Source organism: Plantactinospora sp. CNZ321 (genome assembly GCF_004217235.1).
This window is the reverse complement of sequence record NZ_SHKQ01000001.1, coordinates 6,835,677-6,861,285: the sequence shown is the minus strand read 5'-3', so window position 1 is coordinate 6,861,285 and position 25,609 is coordinate 6,835,677. Positions and strand designations below refer to the sequence as shown.

At 69.0% G+C, this 25,609-nt stretch carries 27 protein-coding genes and 2 pseudogenes; 13 read left to right on the top strand and 16 right to left on the bottom strand.

From position 1 onward, the window contains the following. Positions 1–128: 128 nt before the first annotated feature. On the bottom strand, positions 129–1,904 hold the full coding sequence (locus EV371_RS29790; RefSeq protein WP_130464974.1) for an ATP-binding protein: 1,776 nt from the start codon (positions 1,902–1,904) through the stop codon (positions 129–131). A 245-nt stretch (positions 1,905–2,149) separates the two neighbouring features. Here EV371_RS29790 and EV371_RS29785 point away from each other — a divergent pair, with 245 nt between their 5' ends. From EV371_RS29785 to EV371_RS29775, 3 genes are all read left to right on the top strand, one after another. Next, positions 2,150–2,788: a helix-turn-helix transcriptional regulator gene (locus EV371_RS29785; protein ID WP_130466314.1), complete on the top strand. Its 639-nt coding sequence runs from the start codon at positions 2,150–2,152 to the stop codon at positions 2,786–2,788. A 124-nt stretch (positions 2,789–2,912) separates the two neighbouring features. Beyond that, positions 2,913–3,869 (top strand): ATP-binding cassette domain-containing protein, encoded by a 957-nt coding sequence (locus tag EV371_RS29780; protein WP_130464973.1) that lies wholly within the window; start codon positions 2,913–2,915, stop codon positions 3,867–3,869. A gap of 56 nt (positions 3,870–3,925) precedes the next feature. Then, positions 3,926–4,681 carry an ABC transporter permease gene (locus tag EV371_RS29775; RefSeq protein ID WP_130464972.1) on the top strand — a complete coding sequence of 252 codons (756 nt, stop codon included), beginning with the start codon at positions 3,926–3,928 and terminating at the stop codon, positions 4,679–4,681. 73 nt (positions 4,682–4,754) lie between these two features. Here the strand turns inward: EV371_RS29775 and EV371_RS29770 are convergent, their stop codons facing one another. The 6 genes from EV371_RS29770 to EV371_RS29745 all read right to left on the bottom strand — a co-directional run bounded on the left by EV371_RS29770 (position 4,755) and on the right by EV371_RS29745 (position 9,606). Then, positions 4,755–5,408, bottom strand: coding sequence for a class I SAM-dependent methyltransferase (locus EV371_RS29770; RefSeq protein WP_130464971.1), 654 nt, complete (start codon positions 5,406–5,408; stop codon positions 4,755–4,757). A 43-nt stretch (positions 5,409–5,451) separates the two neighbouring features. After that, positions 5,452–6,255, bottom strand: a complete 804-nt coding sequence (locus tag EV371_RS29765) for a Maf-like protein (RefSeq protein WP_130464970.1) — start codon at positions 6,253–6,255, stop codon at positions 5,452–5,454. 67 nt (positions 6,256–6,322) lie between these two features. Continuing rightward, positions 6,323–7,345: a S8 family serine peptidase gene (locus EV371_RS29760; protein WP_486484988.1), complete on the bottom strand. Its 1,023-nt coding sequence runs from the start codon at positions 7,343–7,345 to the stop codon at positions 6,323–6,325. A 122-nt stretch (positions 7,346–7,467) separates the two neighbouring features. Continuing rightward, positions 7,468–8,784, bottom strand: coding sequence for a hypothetical protein (locus EV371_RS29755; RefSeq protein WP_130464968.1), 1,317 nt, complete (start codon positions 8,782–8,784; stop codon positions 7,468–7,470). A 40-nt stretch (positions 8,785–8,824) separates the two neighbouring features. After that, entirely contained in the window at positions 8,825–9,214 is a 390-nt protein-coding gene (locus EV371_RS29750; RefSeq protein ID WP_130464967.1) for a hypothetical protein, read from the bottom strand. A gap of 164 nt (positions 9,215–9,378) precedes the next feature. Beyond that, positions 9,379–9,606, bottom strand: coding sequence for an acyl-CoA carboxylase epsilon subunit (locus tag EV371_RS29745; protein WP_130464966.1), 228 nt, complete (start codon positions 9,604–9,606; stop codon positions 9,379–9,381). Positions 9,607–9,698: 92 nt separating this feature from the next. Here EV371_RS29745 and EV371_RS29740 point away from each other — a divergent pair, with 92 nt between their 5' ends. Both EV371_RS29740 and EV371_RS29735 read left to right on the top strand, forming a co-directional pair. Further along, positions 9,699–11,789, top strand: coding sequence for a serine/threonine-protein kinase (locus EV371_RS29740; RefSeq protein WP_130464965.1), 2,091 nt, complete (start codon positions 9,699–9,701; stop codon positions 11,787–11,789). Positions 11,790–11,848: 59 nt separating this feature from the next. After that, positions 11,849–12,100 (top strand): hypothetical protein, encoded by a 252-nt coding sequence (locus tag EV371_RS29735; protein WP_130464964.1) that lies wholly within the window; start codon positions 11,849–11,851, stop codon positions 12,098–12,100. A gap of 80 nt (positions 12,101–12,180) precedes the next feature. Here the strand turns inward: EV371_RS29735 and EV371_RS29730 are convergent, their stop codons facing one another. Beyond that, positions 12,181–12,387, bottom strand: a complete 207-nt coding sequence (locus tag EV371_RS29730; RefSeq protein ID WP_165436870.1) for a hypothetical protein — start codon at positions 12,385–12,387, stop codon at positions 12,181–12,183. 235 nt (positions 12,388–12,622) lie between these two features. Between EV371_RS29730 and EV371_RS29725 the strand changes: the two genes are divergently transcribed. Together EV371_RS29725 and EV371_RS29720 are read left to right on the top strand one after the other, a co-directional pair. Further along, a complete protein-coding gene (locus tag EV371_RS29725) occupies positions 12,623–12,844 on the top strand; it encodes a winged helix-turn-helix domain-containing protein (protein ID WP_349338029.1) in 222 nt (73 codons plus the stop codon). A gap of 45 nt (positions 12,845–12,889) precedes the next feature. After that, positions 12,890–13,630, top strand: coding sequence for a M50 family metallopeptidase (locus tag EV371_RS29720; protein WP_130464961.1), 741 nt, complete (start codon positions 12,890–12,892; stop codon positions 13,628–13,630). Positions 13,631–13,696: 66 nt separating this feature from the next. Here the strand turns inward: EV371_RS29720 and EV371_RS29715 are convergent, their stop codons facing one another. Next, entirely contained in the window at positions 13,697–13,954 is a 258-nt protein-coding gene (locus tag EV371_RS29715; RefSeq protein WP_130464960.1) for a transcriptional regulator, read from the bottom strand. An 82-nt stretch (positions 13,955–14,036) separates the two neighbouring features. Between EV371_RS29715 and EV371_RS34790 the strand changes: the two genes are divergently transcribed. Then, entirely contained in the window at positions 14,037–14,708 is a 672-nt protein-coding gene (locus tag EV371_RS34790) for a hypothetical protein (RefSeq protein WP_486484845.1), read from the top strand. 56 nt (positions 14,709–14,764) lie between these two features. Here EV371_RS34790 and EV371_RS29705 read toward each other — a convergent pair whose 3' ends face one another. The 4 genes from EV371_RS29705 to EV371_RS29690 all read right to left on the bottom strand — a co-directional run bounded on the left by EV371_RS29705 (position 14,765) and on the right by EV371_RS29690 (position 18,389). Further along, positions 14,765–15,520: a hypothetical protein gene (locus EV371_RS29705; protein ID WP_130464959.1), complete on the bottom strand. Its 756-nt coding sequence runs from the start codon at positions 15,518–15,520 to the stop codon at positions 14,765–14,767. A gap of 16 nt (positions 15,521–15,536) precedes the next feature. Beyond that, positions 15,537–15,854, bottom strand: a complete 318-nt coding sequence (locus tag EV371_RS29700; protein WP_130464958.1) for a hypothetical protein — start codon at positions 15,852–15,854, stop codon at positions 15,537–15,539. 28 nt (positions 15,855–15,882) lie between these two features. Then, the gene (locus EV371_RS29695; protein WP_130464957.1) at positions 15,883–16,578 is read right to left on the bottom strand and encodes a hypothetical protein; all 696 of its coding nucleotides are present in this window, start codon (positions 16,576–16,578) and stop codon (positions 15,883–15,885) included. 218 nt (positions 16,579–16,796) lie between these two features. After that, the gene (locus tag EV371_RS29690; protein ID WP_349338031.1) at positions 16,797–18,389 is read right to left on the bottom strand and encodes an acyl-CoA carboxylase subunit beta; all 1,593 of its coding nucleotides are present in this window, start codon (positions 18,387–18,389) and stop codon (positions 16,797–16,799) included. A 202-nt stretch (positions 18,390–18,591) separates the two neighbouring features. On the opposite strand from EV371_RS29690, the pseudogene EV371_RS29685 reads away from it, so the two are divergent. The 3 genes and pseudogenes from EV371_RS29685 to EV371_RS29680 form a co-directional block, all read left to right on the top strand. Further along, positions 18,592–19,512 (top strand): annotated as a pseudogene (locus EV371_RS29685) (biotin--[acetyl-CoA-carboxylase] ligase); the annotation flags it as partial. After that, positions 19,486–19,623, top strand: a pseudogene (locus tag EV371_RS34785) (biotin--[acetyl-CoA-carboxylase] ligase); the annotation flags it as partial. The pseudogenes EV371_RS29685 and EV371_RS34785, both read left to right, overlap by 27 nt. Before the next feature lie 208 nt (positions 19,624–19,831). After that, positions 19,832–20,404 (top strand): PH domain-containing protein, encoded by a 573-nt coding sequence (locus EV371_RS29680; protein WP_130464955.1) that lies wholly within the window; start codon positions 19,832–19,834, stop codon positions 20,402–20,404. A 49-nt stretch (positions 20,405–20,453) separates the two neighbouring features. On the opposite strand, the gene EV371_RS29675 is transcribed toward EV371_RS29680, so the two are convergent. From EV371_RS29675 to EV371_RS29665, 3 genes are all read right to left on the bottom strand, one after another. Then, positions 20,454–20,954, bottom strand: a complete 501-nt coding sequence (locus EV371_RS29675) for a MaoC/PaaZ C-terminal domain-containing protein (protein ID WP_207230643.1) — start codon at positions 20,952–20,954, stop codon at positions 20,454–20,456. An 8-nt stretch (positions 20,955–20,962) separates the two neighbouring features. Next, positions 20,963–21,751 carry a GtrA family protein gene (locus EV371_RS29670; protein ID WP_130464954.1) on the bottom strand — a complete coding sequence of 263 codons (789 nt, stop codon included), beginning with the start codon at positions 21,749–21,751 and terminating at the stop codon, positions 20,963–20,965. A gap of 62 nt (positions 21,752–21,813) precedes the next feature. Then, positions 21,814–22,362 (bottom strand): GtrA family protein, encoded by a 549-nt coding sequence (locus EV371_RS29665; protein ID WP_130464953.1) that lies wholly within the window; start codon positions 22,360–22,362, stop codon positions 21,814–21,816. 401 nt (positions 22,363–22,763) lie between these two features. Here EV371_RS29665 and EV371_RS29655 point away from each other — a divergent pair, with 401 nt between their 5' ends. Beyond that, positions 22,764–24,623, top strand: coding sequence for a phosphoenolpyruvate carboxykinase (GTP) (locus EV371_RS29655; protein ID WP_130464952.1), 1,860 nt, complete (start codon positions 22,764–22,766; stop codon positions 24,621–24,623). 94 nt (positions 24,624–24,717) lie between these two features. Next, complete coding sequence (locus EV371_RS29650) at positions 24,718–25,605, top strand: hypothetical protein (RefSeq protein ID WP_130464951.1); 888 nt, start codon at positions 24,718–24,720, stop codon at positions 25,603–25,605. Positions 25,606–25,609 lie beyond the last annotated feature (4 nt).

Here is a 25,609-nt window from a genome sequence, read left to right as displayed (position 1 = left end):
ATCATGCCGGAGGGCGATCCACCCGGCCGGTCACTCCCGCTGGTCGAGTGACCGACCTCTCCGGTCAGCGGAGAGCACCGGCCCGCGGCCGACCGTCCAGCCCAGCCGGGCCGGCCTGCGGTTCGTACTCAGTTGATGAGGCAGACGACGCCGCCAGCGGTGAGGACCGCGCCGACCTCGGCGGCGAGTTCGCGCACCACACCGGCCTTGTGCGCGTGCAACGGCTGCTCCATCTTCATCGCCTCCATCACGACGATCAGGTCACCCTCGGCTACCGTGTCGCCGTCGGCAACCGCGATCTTGACGATGGTGCCCTGCATCGGGGAGGTCAGCGCGTCGCCTCCGGCGGCGGCTCCGCCGGACGCGGCGGACCGGCCAGCCCGCCGGGATGGTCGCCGGGTGGCCCCGCCGGAGGTACCCGGGCCGGCGGCCAGGGCGGTACCCGTGCCGTAGCCGGCCGGCAGACTGACCTCCAGCCGCTTGCCGCCGACCTCGACCACGACGGTCTCCCGGGCCCCGGCCGGCTCGTCGGCCGGCACGGCGGCGGCGAACGCCGGCAGGGTGTTGTCGAACTCGGTCTCGATCCACCTGGTGTGCACGGCGAACGGCGCGGAGGTGAAGGCCGGGTCCCGGACGACGAGCCGGTGGAACGGCAGTGCGGTGGCCATCCCGTCCACCACCATCTCGTCGAGAGCCCGACGGGCGCGCTCCAGCGCCTCTGTACGGGTCTCGCCGGTGACGATCACCTTGGCGAGCAGCGAGTCGAAGTTGCCGCCGACCACGTCCCCGGCCACGATGCCGGTGTCCACCCGTACGCCGGGTCCGGTGGGCAGCCGCAGCGCGGTCACCGCACCGGGGGCCGGCAGGAAGTTCCGGCCCGGGTCCTCGCCGTTGATCCGAAACTCGAACGAGTGCCCGCGCGGGACGGGATCGGCGTCGAACCGGAGCTTCTCGCCGGACGCGATCCGGAACTGTTCCCGGACCAGATCGATGCCGGCGGTCTCCTCGGTCACCGGGTGTTCGACCTGGAGGCGCGTGTTCACCTCCAGGAAGGAAACGGTGCCGTCCGCGCCGACCAGGTACTCCACGGTGCCGGCGCCGTGGTAGTCGGCCTCCCGGCAGATCGCCTTCGCGCTGGCGTGGATCTTCGAGCGCTGCTCGTCGGTCAGGAACGGCGCCGGCGCCTCCTCGACGAGTTTCTGGTGGCGGCGCTGCAGCGAGCAGTCCCGGGTGCCGACCACCACGACGTTGCCGTGCTGGTCGGCGAGGACCTGCGCCTCGACGTGCCGGGGCCGGTCCAGGTAGCGCTCGACGAAGCACTCGCCCCGGCCGAACGCGGCCAGCGCCTCCCGGGTGGCCGACTCGAAGAGCGCCGGAATCTCCTCCACCGTCCGGGCCACCTTGAGGCCCCGGCCGCCGCCCCCGAAGGCTGCCTTGATCGCCACCGGCAGACCGTGCTCGGCCGCGAAGGCCAGCACCTCGTCCGGCCCGCTCACCGGCTCGGAGGTGCCGGGTACCAGGGGAGCACCGGCCCGCCGCGCGAGATGTCGGGCGGTGACCTTGTCACCGAGGTCGCGGATCGCCTGCGGGCTCGGCCCGATCCAGGTCAGGCCGGCGTCGATCACCGCCGCCGCGAAGTCCGCGTTCTCCGAGAGAAACCCGTAACCCGGGTGTACGGCGTCAGCGCCGGACCGGGCGGCCACGTCGAGCAGCTTGTCGATCCGCAGGTACGTCTCGGTCGCGGTCTCGCCACCGAGCGCGTACGCCTCGTCGGCGAGGGTGACGTGCAGCGCGTCCCGGTCGGAGTCGGCGTAGACGGCGACGCTGGCGAGTCCGGCGTCCCGGCAGCCGCGGACGACCCGGACCGCGATCTCGCCTCGGTTGGCGATCAGTACCTTGCGCACGCGGCTGTTCCTCCTCGAATCGCTCCCCACCGTCGCCGGCCGCCGAGGACGGCTGTCAGGGACGTGGCCAGGGATCTTGCCAGGGACGCTGCCAGGGACATTGTCAACGACCTCGGCCGTCCGGCCACCGGGTGGGGCGGCCGGGGCCACCTGGCCCCCCGCCCGGCCGCTCGGCCGGTGCCCGGGCCAGCGGTGGCAACTATTCAATTTTGGCTATTACGCTTCTGGGTGTGTCAGCTACCCGAATGATGATTCTCGGCCTGGTCCGGTGGATGCAACCGGTGCACGGCTATGACGTACGTCGCGAACTGCTGAGCTGGAGCGCGGACAAGTGGGCGAACGTCCAGCCCGGGTCGATCTACCACGCGCTGCGCAAGCTGACCGAGGAGGGACTGTTGCGCGAGGTGGCCACCGAGCAGGTCGGCGCCCGCCCGGCCCGGGTCACGTACGGGATCACGCCGAAGGGCGAGGATGAGTTCCAGGGCCTGCTCAGAGGAAACTGGTGGAACCTCGGCGAGGTGGTCGACCCGTTCTTCGCGGCCTTCTCCTTCCTGCCGGCGTTGCCCCGGGAGGAGGCGTCCGCAGCGCTGCGTAACCGGGCCCGGCTGCTGCGGGCGATGAACGACAGCCTGCGGGCGGCGATGGAGTCCGGTTGGATGAAGACGGACAAGCCGGTCCATGTCTCCTGGATGTGGCAGCTGTCCATCGCCCGGGCGGAGGGTGAGATCAGCTGGTGTGAGCGGATAGCCGACCTGATCGACGCCGGGGTGACGTACCTGCCGGAGGAACACGCGAAGAACTTCGACTGGCCGCACCTCGACTGGGCGCAGCACGCCCCGATGGCCGGCGATCAGGACGACGAGGAATCGCCGGGTGACGCGTAATAATCAATGTTGACTAGATGAGCTATATCGCGTTAGCCTCCGAGAGCGTTGCGGTGGGGCGCCTTCTGGCGTGCCCCGGGGGAAGGGGCCGGTGGGATGCCGGTCCGGCTGACCAGGAGCAGGCATGATCGAGACGAAAGGGTTGCGGAAGTCGTTCCGCTCCCGACAGGGCAGAGAGAAGAAGTCGGTCGACGCGGTCCGCGGTGTCGACCTTGTGGTGGCCGAGGGCGAGATCTTCGGCTTCCTCGGCCCGAACGGCGCGGGCAAGACCACCACGCTGCGGATGCTCGCCACGCTCATCGAACCGGACGGTGGCGAAGCCCACATCGCCGGTGTCGACCTGCGGACCAACCCGGGTGAGGTGCGGCGACGGATCGGCTACGTGGCCCAGGGCGGCAGCACCTGGGACGAGTCGACCGCCCGGGAGGAGCTGGTGCTGCACGCCCGGATGTACGGACTGAGCAAAGCCGAGGCGCACCGGCGCGCGGTACGCGCCCTGGAGGCGTTCCAGCTCACGGAGTACGCCGACCGCAAGTGCAAGACGTACTCCGGCGGTCAGCGCCGCCGGGTCGACATCGCCCTCGGCATCATCCACGAACCCAGGATCGTCTTCCTGGACGAGCCGACCACCGGCCTCGACCCGCAGAGCCGGGCGCACATGTGGGACGAGATCCGCCGGCTGCGGGCCCAGGGCATGACCGTCTTCATCACCACGCATTACCTGGACGAGGCGGACGCGCTCTGCGACCGGATCGCCATCATGGACCACGGCGAGGTGGTCGCCGAGGGGACACCGGCCGAGCTGAAGCGGGAGATCTCCGGCGACGTCGTGCAGGTCGCCATCGAGGGGTCGGCCCAGGACGCCGCCAAGGTGCTGGAAACCGAGCCGTACGTGACGAGGCTGGAGAGCTCCGACGACGGCGGGCTCCGGCTCTATGTCAACGACGGGGCCCGGGAGATGCCCCAGATCCTCCGCGTGCTCGACGCCGCCGGCGTCGCGCTCAGCTCGATCGAGTTGCACCGCCCCAGCCTCGACGACGTGTTCCTCACCAAGACCGGCCGCTCGCTGCGCGAGTCCTGACCTCTCGCCGCGCGAGTCCTCAGTGCTCGCCGTGCACGCCCAACAGGAGAACTGTGATGAAACTCGCCCGCGACACATGGTTGATCTTTCAGCGGCAGTTCCTGCTGCTGGTCCGCCAGCCCGTCTGGCTCTTCGTCGGCATCTTCCAGCCGGTGATGTACCTACTGCTCTTCGCCCCACTGCTCAAACCCGCGTTGCAGGCGTCAAGCGACGCCGAGGCGTACCGGATCTTCGTGCCCGGCCTGCTGGTGCTGCTCGCCATCTTCGGCGGGCTGTTCCAGGGCTTCGGCCTGATCGCCGAGCTACGGGCCGGGGTGATCGAACGGTCCCGGGTCACCCCGGTCAGCCGGCTCGCCCTGCTGCTCGGCCGATCGCTGCGCGACGTGGTGTCGCTGATCGCCCAGGCGATCATCATCACCCTGCTGGCGCTCGCCTTCGGGCTCTCCGTCTTCATCGGGGACCTGCTGCTCGCCTACCTGATGCTGGCCCTTATCGCGCTGATGACGTCGGCGCTGTCGTACGGGATCGCACTGGTGGTGAAGAGCGAGGACGCGCTGGCGCCGCTGATGAACACGATCGCCCAGCCGGTCCTGCTGCTCTCCGGCATCCTGCTGCCGCTGAGCTTCGCACCCGGCTGGTTGCAGGGGATCGCCGACTGGAACCCGTTCTCCTGGGCGGTCGACGGCGCCCGGGCACTCTTCGCCGGCGATCTCGGCAACGACGCCGTCTGGCAGGGACTGTCGGTGATGGCGGTGATCACGGCGCTCGCCGTGGTCTGGGCCGCGCGGGAGTTCGCCCGAAGCGTCCGCTAGCTCCTCATCGGGTACGGGTGGAGCCGGCGCCTCGACGCCGGTCCCACCCGTTGTGCGGAGTTGTTCTGGTGGGTCAGCGGCGGCGGGCCAGGGTGAGGCCGTCGGCGATCGGCAGCATCACCAGATCGACCCGCTCGTCCTCCAGCACCGCATCGTTGAACTCGGCGACCGCCCGGTCGGCCGCTGTCTCCGGGGCCAGGATCCGACCGCCTCGGAGCACGTTGTCCACCACGATCAGCCCACCGGTACGCATCCTCGGCACCAACTCGGCCCAGTAGCGGGGATAGCCCGGCTTGTCGGCGTCGACGAAGACGAAGTCGAGGTGCGGCTCCACCGGTAGGGACCGCAGAGTCTCGGCGGCGGGGCCGAGCCGCAACTCGGTCCGGTCGTCGACTCCGGCCCGCGCCCAGTAACGGCGGGCGACCGCCGTGTACTCCTCGGAGATGTCGAAGCAGATCAACCGGCCGTCGGCGGGCAGACCACGGGCGATCGCCAGCGAGGAGAGGCCGGTGAAGGTGCCGACCTCGACCGCCTGCCGGGCGTTCACCAGCCGGGTCAGGAAGGTGAGCAACCCGGCCTGCTCCGGAGCGATCTGCATCCCGGCGTCGGCGGGAAGCAGGGACACGGTCTCGTCGATCAGCTCCCGAGCCAGGGCGTCCGGCGGGGAGCCGTGCGCCAGGACGTACGCGTGCAGGTCATCGGTGAGCGGGATCGACTTGGGCGGCACTGCTCGACGCTATGTCAGGTTGCCGGCGGACGATAGCGGTTCGTCAGTGTGTGTCGGCAACCGTCTTCGCTGCCCTCGTCACTGCCGTCTCGGAGCCGGCCCCGGGCGGGGACGTCCGGTCGGCCCAGAGGTCGGTGATCCGCAGGTCAAACTCGCCGAGCAGGTTGCGAAACAGTGGCAGGGAGAGCCCGATCACCGCTCCGGGATCGCCGTCCACCCCGTCGACGAACGGTCCACCCAGTCCGTCGATGGTGAACGCGCCCGCCACCTGCAACGGCTCACCCGTCGCGACGTACGCGGCGATCTCGTCGTCGCTGACCTCGGCGAAGTAGACGGTAGTGGCGCCCACCCGGGCAACCTCGCGCCCATTCGACAGGTCGATCAGGCAGTGCCCGGTGTGCAGTACGCCACTCTTGCCCCGCATTGCCTGCCAGCGGCGGGTCGCCTCTTCCGCATCGGCCGGCTTGCCGAGAATCTCCCCACCGAAGGCGAGCACCGAATCACACCCGAGGACGAGGGTACGGAGACCATTCGCGTCCTCGCCGCCGGTACCGGCGGGACGGCGTGGCTCGCCCGTGTTGGTGCCGGTCTTGGTGGCGGTGCCGGCGCCGGTGTTGGTGTCGGGGGCGCGGTCGCTGTTCGAGTGGGCGCTGAGACTGCCGGCTACCGCCCGCGCCTTCAACTGGGCGAGCGTGAGGCTCAGCGCCTCCGGAGTCGAGGGGTCCACCCGCGATTCGTCGACCCCGCTGACCAGTACCTCCGGCTCGATGCCGGCGGCCTGTAGAAGCTTGCGTCGGGCCGGGCTCGCCGAGGCGAGCACCAGGCGAAGCCGGTTTGTCGTGTGCACGACGGCCAACGCTACCCGGCCCGACGAGAGCTGGCCGCGATCGGGCCGGGGGTTCGGTGGGTTCGGTTTAGAAGCGGCGGGGTTGCTGCCGCCGCCGGACCAGGAACACCACCAGGAGGGTCACCACCAGGCCGAGTACGACGAGAGCCACCAGAACACCGATCAGAATCGTCGACCCGATGCCCGACTTGTCCTCCGGCTCGGGAGCCGCGTTGGCGGCAGGCTGGGTCTGACTGAGGCTGGGCGCGGCGCTAGCGCTCGGGTTGGCGTCCCCCTCCAGCGGAGGTACGTCGGCCGTCAACGCCTTGACCAGGTTGACTACGCCGTACCCGTACTCCTCGTCCCTACCCGGCGCACCCTTGTCGTCAGCAGTAGCAGTCAGTCGATGTACGACTTCCTCCGCCGACAGATCCGGAAACTTGCTCCGTACGAGCGCAGCCGCCCCAGCCACGATCGCAGTCGAGAAGGAAGTCCCCGTACCGCTTCTGTAGCCTCCGTCGCGTGCAGTGGTGTAGACGCCTACGCCAGGCGCGCTGATCGCTAGTCGACTACCTGTCACTGATACGGCCGCGTGGTTGCCGGACTTGTCAGTTGCGCCGACCGCTACTACGCCCTTAATAGCGGCCGGGAACTGGATCAGGAGATCACCAGGTCGATTGCCTGCGGCAGCCACGACCACGATATCTGCCTTTAGAGCTGCCCTAACCGCTGCGTTTAGACGGGATGTTGCGCCCACGCTGGCAGATAGGCTGATGATGTCGGCGCTTCTGGATATTGCCCACTCGATCGCTGCCGCCGTATCGTCAGACGTTCCCTGGTCCCTTTTCACATCGCGAATGGGTAGTATCTTGGCTTTCGGGGCGATGCCAAGTGCCCCGCTACTACCTCGGCCGTGCGCTGCTATTAGTCCAGCCATTGCGGTTCCGTGGCCGTTCGGGTCTCCATCCTGGCGACCATCACCTGACCCTCCCGCGAAGGTCGCGGTTCCCCGTAACAGATTGTTGCGCAGATCAGAATGGGGCTCAACGCCGCTGTCAATGACCGCTACGATAACGCCTTCCCCTTGGGTAACCTTATGGGCCTCTGTCACCTTGAGTTGCTCTAGGTGCCACTGATCCCTGCGTGCCTGGTCTGCGCTCGCGGGGGACGAAGGCAGAAGGGTGACGGCCGTGGCAAAGAGGAGCGCCACGGCCGCCTGGACCTTACGTAAAGTCACTGCCTATTGCCAATCGCCGGCCCCGGATCAATCCTGCGGTTGTCGCGGGTCGGCATCATGACCGGGGCTACACCATCATCGGTTTCCCATGGATTATCCGGATCCCAATGCTGACTGTTTTCTTCAGTCTTGCCCTGATTGCTGGTTCGTATGCCAGATCCCGCTCGGACCGCCTGACTGTCACTCATAGAGGCACGACTCAGGCCTGTGCTGGCTCGCTGGCCAGCGCCGAGTGGCGTCTTGCCTGCGCCGTTGCCACCGATGACACCGCCAACTGGATTGATGCGCCTAGCTCCCCCAATTCCAGAACTGGGTTGCGAGAGACCTCCGCCCGGTGGCCCACCGATCAGCCCTCCCGGAGGCATAGCTCTGGGACTTATCCCAGGGCCAAGTCCTGGCTTGTTCGGCCCACTGCCCGGCGGTATCACCGACGTCGGGGGGTAGCCAGTGGGTAGCGCTGATGGCTTGACCCCTGGCAACAACCCAGGGGGAACCGGGGGCAGACTGGGGCCAGGGGTGGGCGGGGGCGACGGAACGAGGCTCGGTGGAGTTGGCGGCACTGCTGGGGGAGCTATCGGCCCAGTGCCGCCCAGGATTGGACCTGCACCGGGAGGGAATGGTGTCGGGACGACGGTGTGGACGGCCGAAGATGGCGACGGGGTATAGCCTACGCCACCACCACCTGCCGGAACCGGCACTACTGGTGGGAGGACTGGTGGGCCGGAGCCGCCCATCACGTTGCCGCCTGAGGCGGGGGTATTCGGGTCTTGCTCTCTGCCCGTTTTGTTGTTCTTGTAAACCGGCGGCTTTCGGAGCTGTACCTGGGCGGTGGCAAGTTCGCTGCTCAGCCCGTACATGATGTGGCGGGCGCGCCAGTTCAGGTCTTCCAGATCGGCTTGAGTCGTCGCCTGCTGACCGGCGGGCGGCCGCCCGTTGTTCGCCGTAACTGCCGCGTCGTACTGCTGCTTGGCCTGCTCCTTCGCGAGGTACTGCCGATGGATCTCCTCAAGATTCCTGCGCGACTCCCAGATCGCCTGGGTCACACCCGTGAGGGTCTGCTGGTTCGCTGCGGCGGTGTCGTAGACGCCCTGCACTGTCTCGATGAGGTAGTCGAGTCGCGCGACGTACGCCTTCGAGGCCTCGTTCTTCTCCGGCGGCCAAGCCTCGGCCAGGTTCTCGCGGTACTGCTTCAGCCGCGAGAGGTGTAGCAAGCTGAGCTCGGAGGTCTTCCGCCAGCCGCTGACGTGCTGCCAGTGCGTGTCGGTCTGCTGGTTCTCCACCAGACTCCACATCTGCCGCACATTATGTGACACCCAGTTGGTCGTACCGGCGAGCTGGCCGGTGCCCCCGCCATCAAGCATCTGGACTCCCCGTGTTCGCCGCGCCACCCTGCGGCGCTGGCGTGTTCTGTGACCCGGGTGGCGGCGGTGCCGCTGCACCGGTTTGGTTCAGTGCGTTCTCGACGTCGCGGACCCGAGCCTGCGAGAACGCATCGGAGTTGTTGTAGTTCTTACTGACGGTTTCGGCGGCGATGGCGAGGCCGCCGGTGCCGTCGCCGACGTCCCAAACCCGTGTCGAGGTGTCCTGCTGGACGTTCCGGTGCGCCTCGAAGAACGACACCAGCTCCGCGAAGCCCGCATTTGGTGCGGGCAGGTTGGGCAGCATGTCCGTCTGGACTTCCTCCATGTGCGGGACGTAGTTCTTCTGAACCTCCGCCAGGAGCTGCTTGGCGAACTCTTCCATTCGCTGGATGTCAGCTTCTATGGACCCGCCGTAGTCGCGCAGCCACGCAGGGCCGCGGTCTTCATCAGGTATCACGTCTTCTCCCCAGGTACTGCGTACTGCCCCACATCAAGGTTAGTGGGTACGGGCCCGCGTGGGCAGCCCCGTCGGGCGCCCGGAGCAGGTCAGTGAGGAAGGCCTGAGACCCGCCAGGCGTCACGGCCGATGCGGGCCGGTATGCCGGACGGGGACACCGTACCGGGACGACCTCTTCGTGCCCAGGTCGACAGCGTGCCGGGTCGGGCCGATGTGGTCGGTCGGGGCCGGAGGAAGATCGCCCCGACCAGGGCGGCCAACTCCTCCGGCGTGGGGGTGCCGCGGACCACCCGGAGCAGCGACTCTTCGTCAGCCATGGCATTCAGGGTACGTCCCCCGTCGGTTGGTGGGCGTCCCAGATAGGCGTGCCGAAGGTGTGACGCTGGTTGCCGTTGGGTACCGTCCACGGGTGTCCAGTGCGCCTCCGCAACTCATCGCTGACCGGTACCGACTTGTCGAGCCGCTCGGCCAGGGTGGGATGGGTCGGGTCTGGAAGGCGCGTGATGAGGTGCTGCACCGCGACGTCGCGATCAAGGAACTGGTCCCGCCGCCGGGGCTCACCGAGGACGAGCGCCGGGAGATGCGCGAGCGCTCGCTCCGCGAGGCGCGCGCGATCGCTCGGCTCAACCACGCGAACGTGGTTCGGGTCTTCGACGTACTCCGTACCGATGGTGATCCCTGGATCGTCATGGAGTACGTCCCGTCGCGGTCCTTGCAGGACACGCTGGCCAGCGACGGGCCGGTGTCGCCGACCCGGGCCGCCGAGATCGGCCTGGGGGTGCTCGGCGCGCTGAAGTCCGCGCACCGGGCCGGGGTGATGCACCGGGACGTGAAGCCCGGCAACGTGCTGCTCGGCGACGACGGCCGGGTGGTGCTGACCGACTTCGGGCTGGCCACCGTGCCGGGGGACCCGAACGTGACCCGTACCGGACTGGTGCTGGGGTCGCCCGCGTACATCGCACCGGAGCGGGCGCGGGACGGCACGGCGGGGCCGGAGGGTGACCTCTGGTCGCTGGGCGCGACCCTCTACGCCGCCGTCGAGGGACAGTCGCCGTTCGCCCGGCCGTCCGCGATCGCGACGCTGGCGGCACTGGCCACCGAACCGCCGCCGGTGTCGCGCCGCGCCGGCCCGCTCAAGGCTGTGCTCGCCGGCCTGTTGCGCAAGGACCCGACGACGCGGATCAACGCCGAGGTGGCGGAGCGGTTGCTCCGGCGCGCGGCAGGCCGGCGCCGGAACCCCGGGATGTCACTGCTTGACGGGGTACGCCGACCAGGTCCGCACGGCCCCCGCGAACCGGGCGAACCGCGTACCCGGATCGTGCCGTTGCCGTCGCCCCGACCGGCCCCCGCCACCCCGCCGACCGCCGCGCCCCCTGCTGGCTCGGTGCCGCCGGCCTCCGAGACGACCAAGCTGCCGGCCGCTCCTCCGCCGGTCGCGGAGACCACGAAGCTGCCGGCTGCCGAGACGACGAAGCTGCCTGCCCCGCCAGCGGAGGAGGAGCCGGCGGCGGAGTCATCTCCGGCGGAGACACCGGAGAAACCGGCCAGCTCGGCAGGTGCCCGGCCGCCCACCGAACCGGCCGTCGTCGTCGTGCCCGGGGAGTCGGTCGACGCGCCCAAGGTGAAGTCGGATCCGGCGCCCACGGCGGTGCAGCCGAAGCCCGACGACGCGCCTACCGAGCTGGTAGCCCCGGAGGCACAACCGGTAGGCCAGGCACCCGTCCCCGCCGGCCGCGATATCGAGTACGACGAGGGCGGCCGCAACGGTGGCGGTTTGTTGGCTGCCCTACCGGCCGGCAACCGACGGATGTGGCTTTTCGGTGGGCTCGTCGTCCTGCTCCTGCTCGCCTTAGCCGTGATCGTGCCACTGGCCAACGGTGGTTCGGGGGAGGACGACAACGGCGGCACCACGGGCTCGACTTCGGCCGTTGAGCCGACCGCCGCCGGTACCAAGGCACCAACAACGCCGACTCCGGCTGCGACCGCGCCGTCGGCTCAGCCTTCGGCGACCCCGACCGGTCAACCCAATCAGCCGCAGCTACCGCCTGGCTGGCGCATGCACAGGGACCCGACGAACTTCTCCGTGCCGGTTCCGGAGGGATGGAAGATGACTCGGGAGAAGACCGGGCCAGCGGCGGATGCTGTCCGGGTGTGGTTCCGTGACCCGGATGGTCCGGGACAGCTACTCATCGACCAGACCAACCGGCCTGAGCCTGATCCGGTAGCCGACTGGAAGAGCAAGGAGAGCTACCGGCGGAACAATACGGTCAACTATCAGCGGGTCGGGCAGATTCGTGCGGTGGACTACTGGGACAAATGCGCCGACTGGGACTGGTTGGAGACTGTGGATGGAGTCCGGGTCCATGTCCGTAACCGTGGCTTCGTGACGGCCCCTGACAAGGCGTATGCGATCCGTTGGGACACCGCGGCAGACGAGTGGGACGAGAACCTCCCCAACTTCCAGATCATCGTCGACGGGTTCCAACCCGCGAAGAGCTGACAGGTATGACCTCACTTCCGGCGGGGTAGTGGTGATCTCGACGGAAGGAGGTACGACTGATGCGCTCCCGATATCACGCGACGAAGCCGAGTGTCGCACTGTGGATGCTCGTGGCGATCGGCGACCTCGCCCTGCTGGTGGCGGGCGTCGGAATGGTCGCGCTCGTCGGCGTCGTCACCGTGGCCGTCGCTACGGTCGGTGCTTGGCTGCTGCTGCGGCGAGGCATGCCGAACCGGACTGCGGTGCCAGCCCGGGTCGCCGTATCGACGACGGGCCGAGCGCGGGGCGGCTCCGCCGGTCAGCTTCGTTGAGATCGGGCTACGAGGATGGCGGCAGCCGGATCGGTCATCGACCGGACAGGGATGACAGGTCCCGCTGCCGCCAACTCGTCTCAGGGGTGCGGCCAGCGGCTGTTCAACCGTCGTGCCACCTGCGCGATGTCGTGCCGGTCATGGGCGAGCAGGTTGCTGCGGGCGTCGCGATAGCGCGGGCAGGGCCAGCGGCGCCGGCAGGCAACGCACCGCCACATGCCGAGTAGTCGCCAGAGTGGTGCCGGCCGATGTCGTTCGACGACTGCCATGGAGCGGTCGCGTTCCATTGCGGACCTCCGGCGGTTGCGGGACGCGCGGCGGCTCGCCGGCTGTCGGGGAGAGAGACGAGCCGCCGCGCGGGGAGACCGACCCCCACCAGGTTGCGGACCAGGAGAAATCGGCTCCCAAAACCTAATGCATAAGGTAGGGCAAGGCAAGGCCATATGCACCTTGATGCCTCGTGATGCTTGTGGTCCCTCGGTTCAGCGTGATCAAATGTGGCTGCGGACCAGGGAGTGCATTGTGCCTACCTCGAAGACACAAAAGATCATTAACGACATCACCGTGCAGATCGAATCGGGAAAGCTGGCGCCGGGTGACCGGTTGCCGAGCACAGCAGAGCTGCGAGCCCAATACGGTGTTTCCATCACCGTGGTGCGCGGTGCGGTCAACTGGCTCAAGGCGAAGGGCCTGGTGGAGGGTCATCCTGGGCTGGGCGTCTTCGTCGTCGGGGGCGATGAGTAAGCCGGGCCCCCGCTGGCGTTGGCGACGTGAGCTAGGCTCGCTCGGATGTCAGTGGACGGCGTGACAGACCTCTGGGACAAGCTCTTCGGGGCACAACCGGACCCACCCCCGCTACTGGTCCTGATCACCGGGCTGGTCGCGCTCACCGTCGTACTCACCCGGGTGCCCTGGCGGGTCGGGCGCAATGCCATCACCATCGCGCACGAGGGCGGGCACGCGCTCGCGGCGGTACTCACCGGACGCCGTCTCCAGGGCATCCGGCTGCATTCGGACACCTCCGGGTTGACCCTGTCGGCGGGTCGGCCGACCGGCCCCGGAATGATTTTCACCCTGCTGGCCGGCTATCTCGCACCCTCGCTGATCGGACTGGCCGGTGCCTGGGTGCTCGGCGGAAACCGGATCACCCTGCTGCTCTGGGTCGCGGTCGCGCTGCTGCTCGCCATGCTGGTGATGATCCGCAACGTCTTCGGCATCATCTCGATCGTGGTCACCACCGGGGTCGTACTCGGAGTCTCCTGGAAGGCCTCGCCGGACGTCCAGGCCGCGTTCGCGTACACCGGGGTCTGGTTCCTGCTGCTCGGCGGCGTACGGCCGGTCGGTGAACTCCAGACGCTGCGTCGGCGGGGCCAACTGCCGCAGTCGGACGCGGACCAGCTCGCCTGGCTCACCCGGGTGCCCGGCGTGGCCTGGGTCGGGGTCTTCGGCGCGGTCAACCTGGTCGCCCTGCTCGCCGGAGCCGCCCTGCTCACCGGCCCGATACTGACTTCCGCCAGCCTGCCCGGTTGACGGGTCGGAGCCGGGACGCTCCACCAGCCCGTTGCGAACATCTGGGGCAGCCCGGGATGCTCGGCACTATCGGCGCCGGAGAAAGGCGTACACGACCCGACTGCTGCCGAACTCGGCGACGTTCAGCAGCTCCCAACCGTACGGGGCGAGCGTCTCCGCGGCCATCATGGCGTACGTCACGGGCTCCTGGCCGACCCCACGCCGCGCCGCGATCGCGAGATGCCGATACGGGTACGCTCGCAGCTCGGCGAGGTTGGTAAGCACCAGCTCCGCGCTGACCGTGCGGCTCCGCGCGATCGTTTCCAGCGTCTCCCGGTTAGGCATGCCCGACACCCTAGCCAGGACGGGCGGCGCTCGGGTGGAAGGTGAAATCCGGCGCTGACCGGGGGACGGGTACCTTGTGGACATGGGTCAGGCATCTCGTACGTGCCGAAACGCGTCTCCCGGCCGAGGTCGGGGTGGGGCGCAGCTGGCTGGGCTGGCGGTGCTCGCCGGGCTCCTCACCGCTACCGCCTGCACCACCGGTCCGGCGGAGCCGACGGCGGCACCCAGCCCGCCGGCCGGCACGGAGTCCGTACCGAACACCAGCGCCACGCCCGATGGGCCCGGCCGGACGTACGACGCGGTGGGGTTGGACCTCTGTGCCCGGACCAGCCTGGCGCCGCTGGCGGATCTTTCGCTGACGGTACAGCAGAAGATCCCCAAGCAGCCCACCTCAGCCCCGGGTGCGGCCTGTCTCTTCGAGTTCCGTGCCCGTGGCGGCCATGAGGCGAGTCTGCTGGTCGAGGCGTCGACGTTGGGCTCGCCCGACGAGGCGGGGCGGCTCTATCGGGCCACCCAACGAGTGTCGGGGATGAGCCGGGACGGCGCGGTGGCCGGGATCGGTGAGGAGGCCGAGGGCTTCACCGAGCAGTCGGAGTCCGGTGCGAAGCGGTCCGAATACATGATCCACTCGCGGGCTGGCAACCTGGTGCTCAAGGTGTGGCTCGCGGTGGGGGGTACGGAGTTCACTCCGAAGGACGTCCTGGCGGCGAAGGTGAAGCAGCTGCTGACCGCGACGCTCGCCGAAGTACCCTGACCCGTCCTCGGCCGAGCGTCGCCGTCGCCGTCAGTCCTCGACGAGCGTCGCCAGCGTCAGCCGCGTACCGCCTCGGGCCACTTTCCGCCGGGGAGCTTCGAGTGGTCACCGACCTGGGTGGCCAGATCCCGGATGTTGCCGAGCGCGTCGACGAACCGCTGACCGACCGTGAGTAGGGTGTTCAGACCCGACTCGACCAGGCTGCCCACCGCGTCGCCGAGGGTCTCCACCACCAGGGGAATCGTGATGACCCCACCGGCCTCGGCAGCCGCCTCGACGATCCGCTTGGCCAGACCTGTCACGATTTTGGCCAGCTCGACCGCGAAGTCGACGTTCGCCTTGGCGATCTTGAACAGCCACTGGCTGATGAACTCGGCCTTTCCGACGGCCTCGTCGACCGCGGCCTTCTGCTGCCCGGCCTTCCGGGTGTATGCCGACGCGGCGTCGCCGCTCCACCGGACCAGGTCCTCGTCCCGTGGTTCCGTGGTGCTGAACGAGAGCTCGGAGACCGGCGTCTTCACCTGCTTGACCCACTGGAAGCTGATATTGATCAGCGAGAGCACCGGTGTCTGGTGCTCGAGCGCGTACTTGACCTTTTCGAGCACCTTGCCCAGGGCATCGCGGACGGCGTCGAGCTTGCTCTTGATCCACCACAGGGCCGCCGCGCCGAGCGCCCAGGCCCACTTGTTGACCTTGCTTACCAGGTCGTTGAAGCCGTCGACGGCTTTCTTGATTCCGTCGCGGATCTGGTTGAACGCGGTGTTGAACGGGCCGGTGTACTCGGCCGGATCACCAATCCCCGGTGGCGCCACTTCGGTTCCTCTCCCCTTACGCTGTGTAGATCTCGTTCAGATTGAGTGCGACGACCTCGTCTGCCCGGTCATACGCGTCGGCGATACGGTCGAGTGCCAAGCCGAGCTGCTCGAACTCGGTCACCGCGCCGGCGAGCACGGTCTCCATGAACGACTGGAAGCCGTTGTACGCGGCGGAGTGCCCCCCGGCGTTGGCGTCGCCGATGAAGAACGCCGACATGCTCAGGTCGAGCCCGCCTACCGCAGCCTTGATCGGCTCCATCTGGTCGGAGAGCTGCTTCCACTTCTTGCCTTCGTTGTAGACCGCCCGGGTGATGACGCTCACCTCTGACATGGCGATTCTGCCTCTCGGTCGAGCCGGATCAGTTCTCGGTGGCCTCGGCGGCGGCTCGGAACAGGGCCAAAGCCGCCAGACGCAACTGCTCGGTACTGGCGTTCCGGATGCTCTGTGGATCGCCGGTGATCGTGGTGACCCCACCGCCGTTGATCCGTGCGGTGAGGTGCCCCTCCGGGCTGGTCAGAATCTTCTCCCGGCTCTCCCGGAACTCGATGTCCGTGCTGATCTGGTCCAGACGCCGGAGCTGCTCGTCGATGTCCTCGATCGCCTGCCAGGTCTGGCTGAGCCAGTCCCGCTCGTCCACCGGACCGGGTGCCGGTGGCTCGGGCGTGGGTGTCGGCCGGCCGGCCGGCGGGTTCGGTGGTGCGAACGGATGCCGACCGATCTCCTCCTGAGCCGCGAGGGTGGCCAGCACGCTGGCGTTGACCAGCTTTCGCACCGCACTGGTGTACGCGGCGTGGAGCGCGGATGGAAAGCCCTCCGCGTCCAGCCGGTCCAGCCAGTGCCGGCTGATGTCGACGCTCTCCACCCGACCGTCGGAGTCGACGGTGACCCAGACCGAGTCCGACGGGTCGGCGCCCTCGTGGTGGGCCGGCGGTACGAAACGTTCGCCGGCCTCCGTCAGCTCTCGCCGTGCATCCGCACGCAGCCGATCGGAATCGCCGAGTGAGTCCAGCCTCGAAAGTTCCAGGTTGTCGTCGCGGCCGTATTGTTCTCGCACAGCGCGTCCCCGTTGTTCGGTTGTCCACAGGTGACCTGGTACTCGACGTCGAGTCGGCGGACATGGACGTCGGTCAGCTGACCGGTGGCAGGTCGACGCACAGGTTAGCGTATCGGCCATCGATCTCGCGTCCGGCAAGGTCCAGCCGACCGAGGTACCGCCGCCCTGCCAGGACACGGTGCAGGTGGCTGAAGACCGTCCCTTCCGGCGGGGCCGGATCAGAGCGGGATGTTGCCGTGCTTCTTGGCCGGCAGCGTCTCCCGCTTGCTGCGGAGGGTCCGGAGCGCCCGGACGATCTGGCTCCTGGTCTCCGCCGGCCGGATCACCGCGTCGACGTACCCGCGTTCGGCCGCCACGTAGGGGTTGGCCAGGGTGTCCTCGTACTCCCGGATCTTCTCGGCCCGGACGGCGGCCGGGTCGTCGGCGGCGGCCAACTCACCCCGGTAGAGGATGTTCACCGCGCCCTGCGCCCCCATCACCGCGATCTGCGCGGTCGGCCAGGCGAAGTTGAGATCCGCGCCGAGGTGCTTGGAACCCATCACGTCGTACGCCCCGCCGTACGCCTTCCGGGTGATCACGGTGACCTTCGGGACGGTCGCCTCGGCGTACGCGTAGATCAGCTTGGCGCCCCGCCGGATGATGCCGTCCCACTCCTGGCCGGTGCCGGGCAGGAACCCGGGAACGTCCACGAAGGTGAGTACCGGGATGTTGAACGCGTCGCAGGTGCGGACGAACCGGGCGGCCTTCTCCGAGGCGGCGATGTCCAGGCAGCCGGCGAAGTGCATCGGCTGGTTCGCCACCACCCCGACCGGCCGCCCCTCGACCCGGCCGAAGCCGACCACGATGTTCTGCGCGTAGAGCGGCTGGACCTCCAGGAAATCCCCGTCGTCGACGACGTGCTCGATCACCTGGCGGATGTCGTACGGCTGGTTCGCCGAGTCCGGGATCAGGGTGTCCAGGTCCCGGTCGACCTCGGTGACCTCCAGCTCGGCCGGTGCGTCGAGGACCGGAGCCTCGTCGAGGTTGTTGCTCGGCAGGTACGACAGCAGCGCCCTGACGTAGTCGATCGCGTCGTCCTCGTCGGCGGCCAGGTAGTGCGCGTTGCCGCTGCGGGTGTTGTGGGTACGCGCCCCGCCCAGCTCCTCCATCGCGACGTCCTCGCCGGTCACCGTCTTGATCACGTCTGGACCGGTGATGAACATGTGCGAGGTCTGGTCGACCATCACGGTGAAGTCGGTGACCGCGGGGGAGTAGACGGCGCCACCCGCGCACGGCCCCATCACCAGGGAGATCTGCGGGATCACCCCGGAGGCGCGGACATTGCGGAAGAAGATCTCGCCGTAGAGGCCGAGGCTGACCACGCCCTCCTGGATCCGGGCGCCACCGGAGTCGTTGATGCCGACCACCGGGCAGCCGATCTTCATCGCCAGGTCCATCACCTTGACGATCTTCTCTCCGAAGACCTCGCCGAGGGAACCGCCGAAGACCGTGAAGTCCTGGGCGAAGACGCAGATCTGCCGGCCGTCGACGGTGCCGTACCCGGTCACCACGCCGTCCCCGTACGGTCGGGTGCGGTCCAGCCCGAAGTTGGTCGAGCGGTGCCGGGCCAGCCCGTCCAGTTCGACGAAGGAACCCGGGTCGAGGAGCAGTTCGATCCGCTCCCGGGCGGTCTTCTTGCCCCGGGCGTGCTGTTTCTCCACCGCCCGGGCCGAGCCGGCGTGCACCGCCTCGTCCACCCGTCGGTCCAGGTCCGCGAGGCGGCCGGCGGTGCTGTGGGGGTCGATGTCGGCGGTACTCGGCTGCCCAGTCACGTCCGCGATCGTAACGACGGTCGGTGCCCAGGCCACACCGCCAGGGGCGGGGGCGTGTGCCGTACCACCCCGACGGCGGTCGACGGTGGCTCCGGCATCCGCCCCGGGTGGGCGTCGGCTCCGGCTCCGGGCGGGGCGTCCGCCGCGGCTCCGGATGGGCGTCGGCTCCGGCTTTGCGGGGTCGGGCCCGTACGCTGGCCTGATGCCGGGATCGCCGTACACCGACCTGGATCGTCCGCCGCTCGACGCGCGGCGGCTCCAGCGGGCCCTGATCACGCCGGAGAGCCTCTGGACCCGGCTGGTGCTGCACCGCGAGACCGGTTCGACGAACGCCGACGCGGCCGAGGCGGCCCGGGCCGGCGAGCCGGAAGGGCTGGTCGTGGTCGCCGAGCGGCAGACCGCAGGGCGGGGGCGACGCGGACGTACCTGGGAGTCGCCGGCCCGGGCCGGGCTCGCGGTCAGCGTGCTGCTCCGGCCGGGCGTGGCCGGACCCGACCGGAACTGGCCCGCCGTGCCGCCACCCCGGTATGGCTGGCTACCGCTGCTGGCCGGCGTGGCGCTGGTGGAGGCGGTGGACCTGCTGGCCGAGCTGGACTCCGCGCTGAAGTGGCCGAACGACCTGCTGGTCTGGCCCGAGCCGGGCGACAGAGCCCCCGTGGCAGAGCCGCCCCCGGCCGGAGCGGACCGCATCGGTCAGGCGGCCGCAAACGATCGGGCGGCCAGCGATGATCACGCGGCGACCGGCGGTCGGGCGGGCAGCGACGGCCGGGTGAACGGGCGGGCGGCGGGTGGGGCGAAAGCTGCCGGGATCCTGGCCGAAGGGGTCTCCGCGGCCGGCGGGACGGACCCGGCGGTGGTGCTCGGCCTGGGCGTGAACGTCACGGTGCGCGCGGACGAGCTGCCGGTCAACCCGACCGGACTGCCCGCGACCTCGCTGCAACTGGCCGGCGCGGCGGCCACCGACCGTGACCCGCTGCTGCGGGCGCTGCTGCGCGGCATCGACCGCTGGTACGGCCGCTGGCGCGCCGCCGGCGGCGACGCGCTCACCTGCGGCCTGCACGAGGCGTACGTGCGGAACTGCGCGACCCTCGGCCGCGAGGTACGGGTGCTGCTGCCGGCCGGCGAGGAACTGGTCGGCACCGCCAGGACGGTCGACCCGGACGGACAACTGGTGCTCGGCACCGTCGACGGTGAACGGCGGGTCGCCGCCGGTGACGTCCTGCACCTGCGCTGACTGAACCTTTTTCAACCTCCCCTTGCGGTCCGTCGGAGCGCAAGGTCGGACGCGGTGCGTGAGCGCCGCGCGGTTCAGGTTGAAAAAAGTTCACTGTGATGCTGGCCTGATCGGTCCCCTCGGTAAAGAGTCGATACCGGATACCACGGTCGTGGCGCGGAACCGTTACGGTCACCGCGGACATACGGTTGTGGACGAGGAGGATGGGGTGGCTTTTCCCGAGGACGTGCTCACCAAGGACGAGCATGTCGTAGCGCACCTGCACCCGCACTGGAAGGCGTTGATCCGACCGGTCGTGGTGCTGGTCCTGGCCGTCGCCGCGGTGGTCGCCGGCTTCGTTCTGCTGCCGTCGACCGGTGCGGGCACGATTCTGGGCTACGTGATCGCGGCGGCTGCGCTGGTGCTGGCGGTCTGGCTGAGCATCTGGCCGTACCTGGTCTGGCGGACCACGCACTATCTGTTCACCAACGAGCGGGTACTGCTGCAGAAGGGGGTCCTCTCCCGTGACCGCCGGGACATCCCGTTGGGCCGGATCAACGACCACTCGATGAATCAGAAGTTCATCGAGCGCCTGCTCGGCTGCGGCACGCTGACCATCGAGTCGGCCGGTGAGCGGGGCCAGTCGGTGCTGGAGGACATCCCGGGCGTGGAGAGGGTGCAGACCATGCTCTACGAGATCGTGGAGGCCAACCACGACAAGCACTCGCTCGGTGACGACGAGATGCGCGAGATCATGGCGGACATGACCGAGGGCAAGCCGCTGCGCGAGGAGTCGAAGTAGGCGGCAGGGACCCTTTTCCGGCTGGCGGTCGGGGCCGCTTCCGGGCAGGTCAGCCCGGCGGTACCGGTTGCCGCATCAGGAACCAGCCCCGGAAGCGGGTACGCAGCACCTCGCGTTCCGGCTGGCCCTGGTCGTCCAGCCGGTCCATGCTGGCGGTCAGGGTGACGGTGCCGAAGCCGGGCCGTGCCACCGACGGCTTGCTGCCGAGTACGGTCAGCCGGGTCGCCAGCCGGTCACCGGCGCGTACCGGGGCCAGCCAGCGCAGTTCCTCCAGCCCGGGTGAGGCGTCCCCGGCGGCCCGGGCCAGCACGTGGTCGACGTACGCCCGCATGAAGAGGCTGACCGTGAAGAAGCCGCTGGCGATCAGCCCACCGTGATGACTGCGTCGGGCCAGTTCCTCGTCGACGTGGTACCACTGCGGGTCGAAACGCCGGGCGAAGTCGACCATTTCCCGCCCGTCGACCACGGTGACCCCGAGGTCGAAGGAGCGGCCGGGCGTCAGATCCTCGAAGAACAGTTCGGCGGGCGCGCCGGTACCCGATCGGCTCACCGTGTCGCTCAGCGGGCTGACGAACGCCGGGGGGCGGCGTTCAACTCGGCGGCGAGTTCGGTTTCCAGCGCGGCGTCGATGGTCTCGGCGAACTGGACCTCGATCGGCTGGGCGGAGCCGACCGGTACCCCGGCAGGTCGGTCCCCGGTGGGCTGGATCCGGGTGGGCTGGTCCCCGGTGGGTTGGCTCCGGGTGGGCTGGTCCCCGGCTGTCGACTCGGGCTCGACCAGCTCACCGACCGCCTCGGCGAGTTCGGCGACCGGGTCGAGCTCGGCCAGGAAGTCGCCGTCCGGCTCGCCGGCCGATCCCGGGCCGGACGTCCTGGACACCCCGCCGATCCCGGTCGGGACGGCCAGCGTGCTCGACGCCTTCCGGAAGACGAAGGTGCGATAGGACCAGAACCGGAAGACGGTGGCCAGCCCGACGCCGACCGTCTTGGCGACGTTGAGGGCCAGCAGGCCGCTGATGCCGAACCCGTACTTGGCCAGCGCCAGTACGCCCAGCTCGATGATCAGGCCGGCACCGTTGAAGAGGAAGAAGAGGGCGTACTCCCGCCGCATTGCCGATTTCGGCCGGTCCCGATAGGTCCAGTGCCGATTCATCAGATAGGACGAGATGGTGGCGACGACCGTGGCGATGACGTTCGCCTTGAGTTGCCCGTCGGCGAACACGGTGAGCGCAAGGGCGTTGAACACCGCGTAGTTGATGGCGGCGTTGACGCCCCCGACGGTGCCGAATTTCAGCACCTCGCGCAGGAACCTCTGCCAGCGCTCGGGTAACAGACGGGCGAAACGCATTCGACCACCTTAAGGGCAGATGTGGGTGCCGGGCGCGTCGACCGGACAGGGCGGGTCGCCGGTCACTGTCGGTTGTGCCCCTGGGTGATCACGTCCGGTGCGTCCGCGGCGGCCGGGCCCACGAAGACGAACCGGCGGTACGACCAGAACCGGAAGAAGGTGCCCAGCGCGGCGCCGATAAAGTTGGCCGCGATGTTGTCGGCGACCAGAGACTTGAACACGCCCGGCCAGATGCTGCCCAACCCGTAGTGGCTGATGGCCAGGCAGGCGAGGCCGATGCCCAGGCCGACGGCGTTGAAGAAGAAGTAGAGCGAGTATTCCCGGGCCATGCCGGAGCGTTCCCGGTGCCGCCAGGTCCAGAACCGGTTGCCGACGAAGGCGACGGTCGCGGCGATGACCGTGGAGAACGTCTTCGCCGTGAGGGTCTCCCAGCCGAGGCTCGCGTTGGCGTAGTTGAACAGCACGAAGTCGACCGCGAAGGCGACCCCGCCGACCGCGCCGAACTTGCCCAACTCCCGGATCAGGTGACCGAACCGGTCCAGAAGGGTGCGAAGCAAGCCACGGCGGGCGGCCGGCGGTGAGGGCTGTTCGCCGGTGGCGGTCGAGGACACGGTTTGAGCGTACCGGTTGCCTGTCGTCCTCACGGCCCGCAACCGGCGACTCGCGGCGCTGGCGCGATCGCCTCCGCGGACGGTCGGTTGCGGCCACGGTGAAAGGAGTGCCGGGAGTGACGTCAGGGTCACCTGGCGCTGTCGGCTGCTGTGAGGATGCCGTGACGCAATGCTGTTGCCCTGAAGGATTTGCGTGAAACTGCGCGTGGGAGCGAGGAAAAAATCGCCTAGCCGCAGCACGTCCGCATCTTGTGCAGTTCTTCACAACCAGTCTCGCTGCCCCGAACGCCGGCTCGGTTTACGCTGACGGAAATCCCAGGCTTTCACAAGGCGACGCGGTCGTCGGTCTGTCGGCACCGCGCACCCTGCAATCGGTCAGCGTCGACCAAAGGAGAACAGTCATGGCCGCTCCGGCGACAATCCGGGGTCTCGATCAAGCTCCGACAAGCCACCCGAAACTACTCGCCTGGGTCAAAGAGGTAGCCGAACTCACCAACCCCGACCAGGTCGTCTGGGTGGACGGCTCCGACGAGGAATGGCGGCGCCTGACCGACGAACTGGTCGACGCCGGCACCCTCGTACGCCTCGATCCGGCCCGTAAGCCGAACTCGTTCTGGGGGCGTACCGATCCTGGCGACGTGGCTCGGGCCGAGGACCGTACCTTCATCTGCTCGGTCGACGAGGCCGACGCCGGACCCACCAACAACTGGATGGCCCCGGCGGAGATGAAGCGCATCATGACCGACCTCTATCGGGGTTCGATGCGCGGCCGCACCATGTACGTCATTCCGTTCTGTATGGGGCCGCTCGAGGCGGAACAGCCGATGTTCGGCGTCGAGATTACCGACAGCCCGTATGTCGTCGCGTCGATGCGCATCATGACCCGGATGGGCACCAAGGTGCTGGCCGGGATGGGAGACGACGCGGATTTCGTGCACGCATTGCACTCGATCGGCGCGCCGCTGGAACCGGGCCAGCCGGACGTACCGTGGCCGTGCAATGACACCAAGTACATCTCGCACTTCCCGGAAACCCGGGAGATCTGGTCCTTCGGCTCCGGCTACGGCGGTAACTCGCTGCTCGGCAAGAAGTGCTACTCGCTGCGGATCGCCAGCGTGATGGCCCGGGACGAGGGTTGGCTCGCCGAGCACATGCTCATCATGAAGCTGACCTCACCGGAGGGGTCGGTGCACTACATCGCCGGCGCCTTCCCGTCGGCCTGCGGCAAGACCAACCTGGCCATGCTGGAACCGACCATTCCCGGTTGGAAGGTCGAGACCATCGGCGACGACATCGCCTGGATGCGGTTCGGTCCGGACGGCCGGCTCTACGCGGTCAACCCCGAGTACGGCCTCTTCGGCGTCGCGCCCGGCACCGGCTGGAAGACCAATGCGAACGCGATGCGCACCATCGACCAGGGGAACTCCATCTTCACCAACGTCGGGCTGACCGACGACGGCGACGTCTGGTGGGAGGGGATGAGCGAGCCGCCGGCCCACCTGATCGACTGGAAGGGCCGGGACTGGACGCCGGAGAGCGGCGAACTCTCCTCGCACGCCAACAGCCGGTTCTGCACCCCGCTGCTGCAGTGCCCGATCGTGGCCGACGAGTTCAACGACCCGAACGGCGTACCGATCGACGCGATCCTGTTCGGCGGGCGGCGCAAGGACACCATCCCGCTGGTCACCGAGGCCCGGGACTGGGTGCACGGTGTCTACATGGGAGCCACGCTCTCCTCCGAGACCACCGCCGCCGCCTCCGGCGAGGTCGGGGTGGTCCGCCGCGACCCGATGGCCATGCTGCCGTTCATCGGCTACCACGGCGGGGACTACTTCCGGCACTGGATCGAGATGGGCAAGGGCACCGACGGTGACGAGTCGAAGCTGCCGAAGATCTACTACGTCAACTGGTTCCGCAAGAACGCCGACGGTGACTTCATCTGGCCCGGTTTCGGCGAGAACTCCCGGGTTCTCAAGTGGATCGTCGAGCGTCTGGAGGGCCGGGGCGAGGCGGTCGAGACGCCGATCGGGTTCGTACCGGCACCGGACGCGCTCGACGTCGAGGGGCTCGACATGAGTCCGGAGAACCTGCGCATCGCGACCCGGGTCGACGTCGAGGAGTGGCGTGACGAGCTGCCGATGATCACCGAGTGGTTCGAGAAGTTCGGTGACAAGCTGCCCGGTGTGCTCTGGGCCGAGCTGGACGCGCTGCGGGCCCGGCTCGACGACGAGGCGATCCGGGTAGCCGCCAACCAACGCTGAGGTGCAAGGAAGGGCCCCTGCACAAAGAAAACGATAAGCGGGGGGCCCTTCCTCACAGGTGTGCGGGTGGCGCTCGGCGGGCATCATCGACGGCATGACGACGGCCGCCGCGACCGAGGTCCGGCGGCCGTCCGCCGTCCGCGTGCTGACCTGGTTGCTCGCCGCGACCGCGGCGGCCACCGTCGCGGTCGACGCGCTCAACTGGTGGTACGCCGCCGACCGCGGCTTCGGGCTGGCGATCCGCAGCGGCTGGGCGCTGCTGCGTACCCTCGGATTCCTGATCCTGATCCGGCATGTCCGGCGGGGCCGGGCCGGTGCCCGCCCACTCGGGCTGATCCTCGCGGTGACCACGGTCTTCGCGGTCGGCCGGCTGATCGTGCCCCGGGCCGGCGTACCGGCGCTGCCGGGGGTGCTCGGCTTCGCCCTGCTGGCCGTGCTCTGTGTCGCCGTCGTCTGGCTGCTCTACCGGTCACCGCCGCTGCGGGAGTACCTGGTCCGGCATCCGAGCCGGCTGGTCGTGGACCGGCGGGGCATCTCCTGGCGGGAGGTGACCCCGCGCCGGCCGCCGGTCACCGGCTGGCTGCTCACCGCCCGGGTCGCCGCGTTCACGTACGGGCCGTTGACCCTGGTGCCCTGTCTGGTGGCAGTCGGCACGATTCTCGACGGCCGGCTGCTCGCGGTGCCTACCGTGGTGCTGTGGTTCGGCATCGGCATCGGGGTCAGTTACGCGGTGCTGTTCAGCACCTTCTTCCTGCTCCGCGGCCGGACCTGGGCCGGCGGGCTGCTGGTGTTGATCAGCGTGCTGGTGGTCGTGGTCGACCTGGCGTTCTGCTGGCTGCTGCTCGGGGTCGACGGGCTGGTCCGGGACGGTGTGCCGCTGGTGGTGGCCGCGGCGCTGACCCTCTACGCGCTGGGCCGGGCGAACCGGGCCGCCGGGCAGCAGCCCTCCACCCGGGTGACCACCGCCGCCCGGTCCGGCTGAGGTG

Coding starts and splice junctions, on each gene's coding strand:
- EV371_RS29650 (WP_130464951.1), top strand. CDS start 24,718: ATGACGACGGCCGCCGCGACCGAGGTCCGGCGGCCGTCCGCCGTCCGC.
- EV371_RS29745 (WP_130464966.1), bottom strand. CDS start 9,606: ATGGCTGACGAAGAGTCGCTGCTCCGGGTGGTCCGCGGCACCCCCACG.
- EV371_RS34790 (WP_486484845.1), top strand. CDS start 14,037: ATGGGTCAGGCATCTCGTACGTGCCGAAACGCGTCTCCCGGCCGAGGT.
- EV371_RS29655 (WP_130464952.1), top strand. CDS start 22,764: ATGGCCGCTCCGGCGACAATCCGGGGTCTCGATCAAGCTCCGACAAGC.
- EV371_RS29775 (WP_130464972.1), top strand. CDS start 3,926: ATGAAACTCGCCCGCGACACATGGTTGATCTTTCAGCGGCAGTTCCTG.
- EV371_RS29730 (WP_165436870.1), bottom strand. CDS start 12,387: ATGGAACGCGACCGCTCCATGGCAGTCGTCGAACGACATCGGCCGGCA.
- EV371_RS29780 (WP_130464973.1), top strand. CDS start 2,913: ATGATCGAGACGAAAGGGTTGCGGAAGTCGTTCCGCTCCCGACAGGGC.
- EV371_RS29735 (WP_130464964.1), top strand. CDS start 11,849: ATGCGCTCCCGATATCACGCGACGAAGCCGAGTGTCGCACTGTGGATG.
- EV371_RS29750 (WP_130464967.1), bottom strand. CDS start 9,214: ATGGAAGAGTTCGCCAAGCAGCTCCTGGCGGAGGTTCAGAAGAACTAC.
- EV371_RS29670 (WP_130464954.1), bottom strand. CDS start 21,751: ATGCGTTTCGCCCGTCTGTTACCCGAGCGCTGGCAGAGGTTCCTGCGC.
- EV371_RS29720 (WP_130464961.1), top strand. CDS start 12,890: ATGTCAGTGGACGGCGTGACAGACCTCTGGGACAAGCTCTTCGGGGCA.
- EV371_RS29785 (WP_130466314.1), top strand. CDS start 2,150: ATGATGATTCTCGGCCTGGTCCGGTGGATGCAACCGGTGCACGGCTAT.
- EV371_RS29700 (WP_130464958.1), bottom strand. CDS start 15,854: ATGTCAGAGGTGAGCGTCATCACCCGGGCGGTCTACAACGAAGGCAAG.
- EV371_RS29715 (WP_130464960.1), bottom strand. CDS start 13,954: ATGCCTAACCGGGAGACGCTGGAAACGATCGCGCGGAGCCGCACGGTC.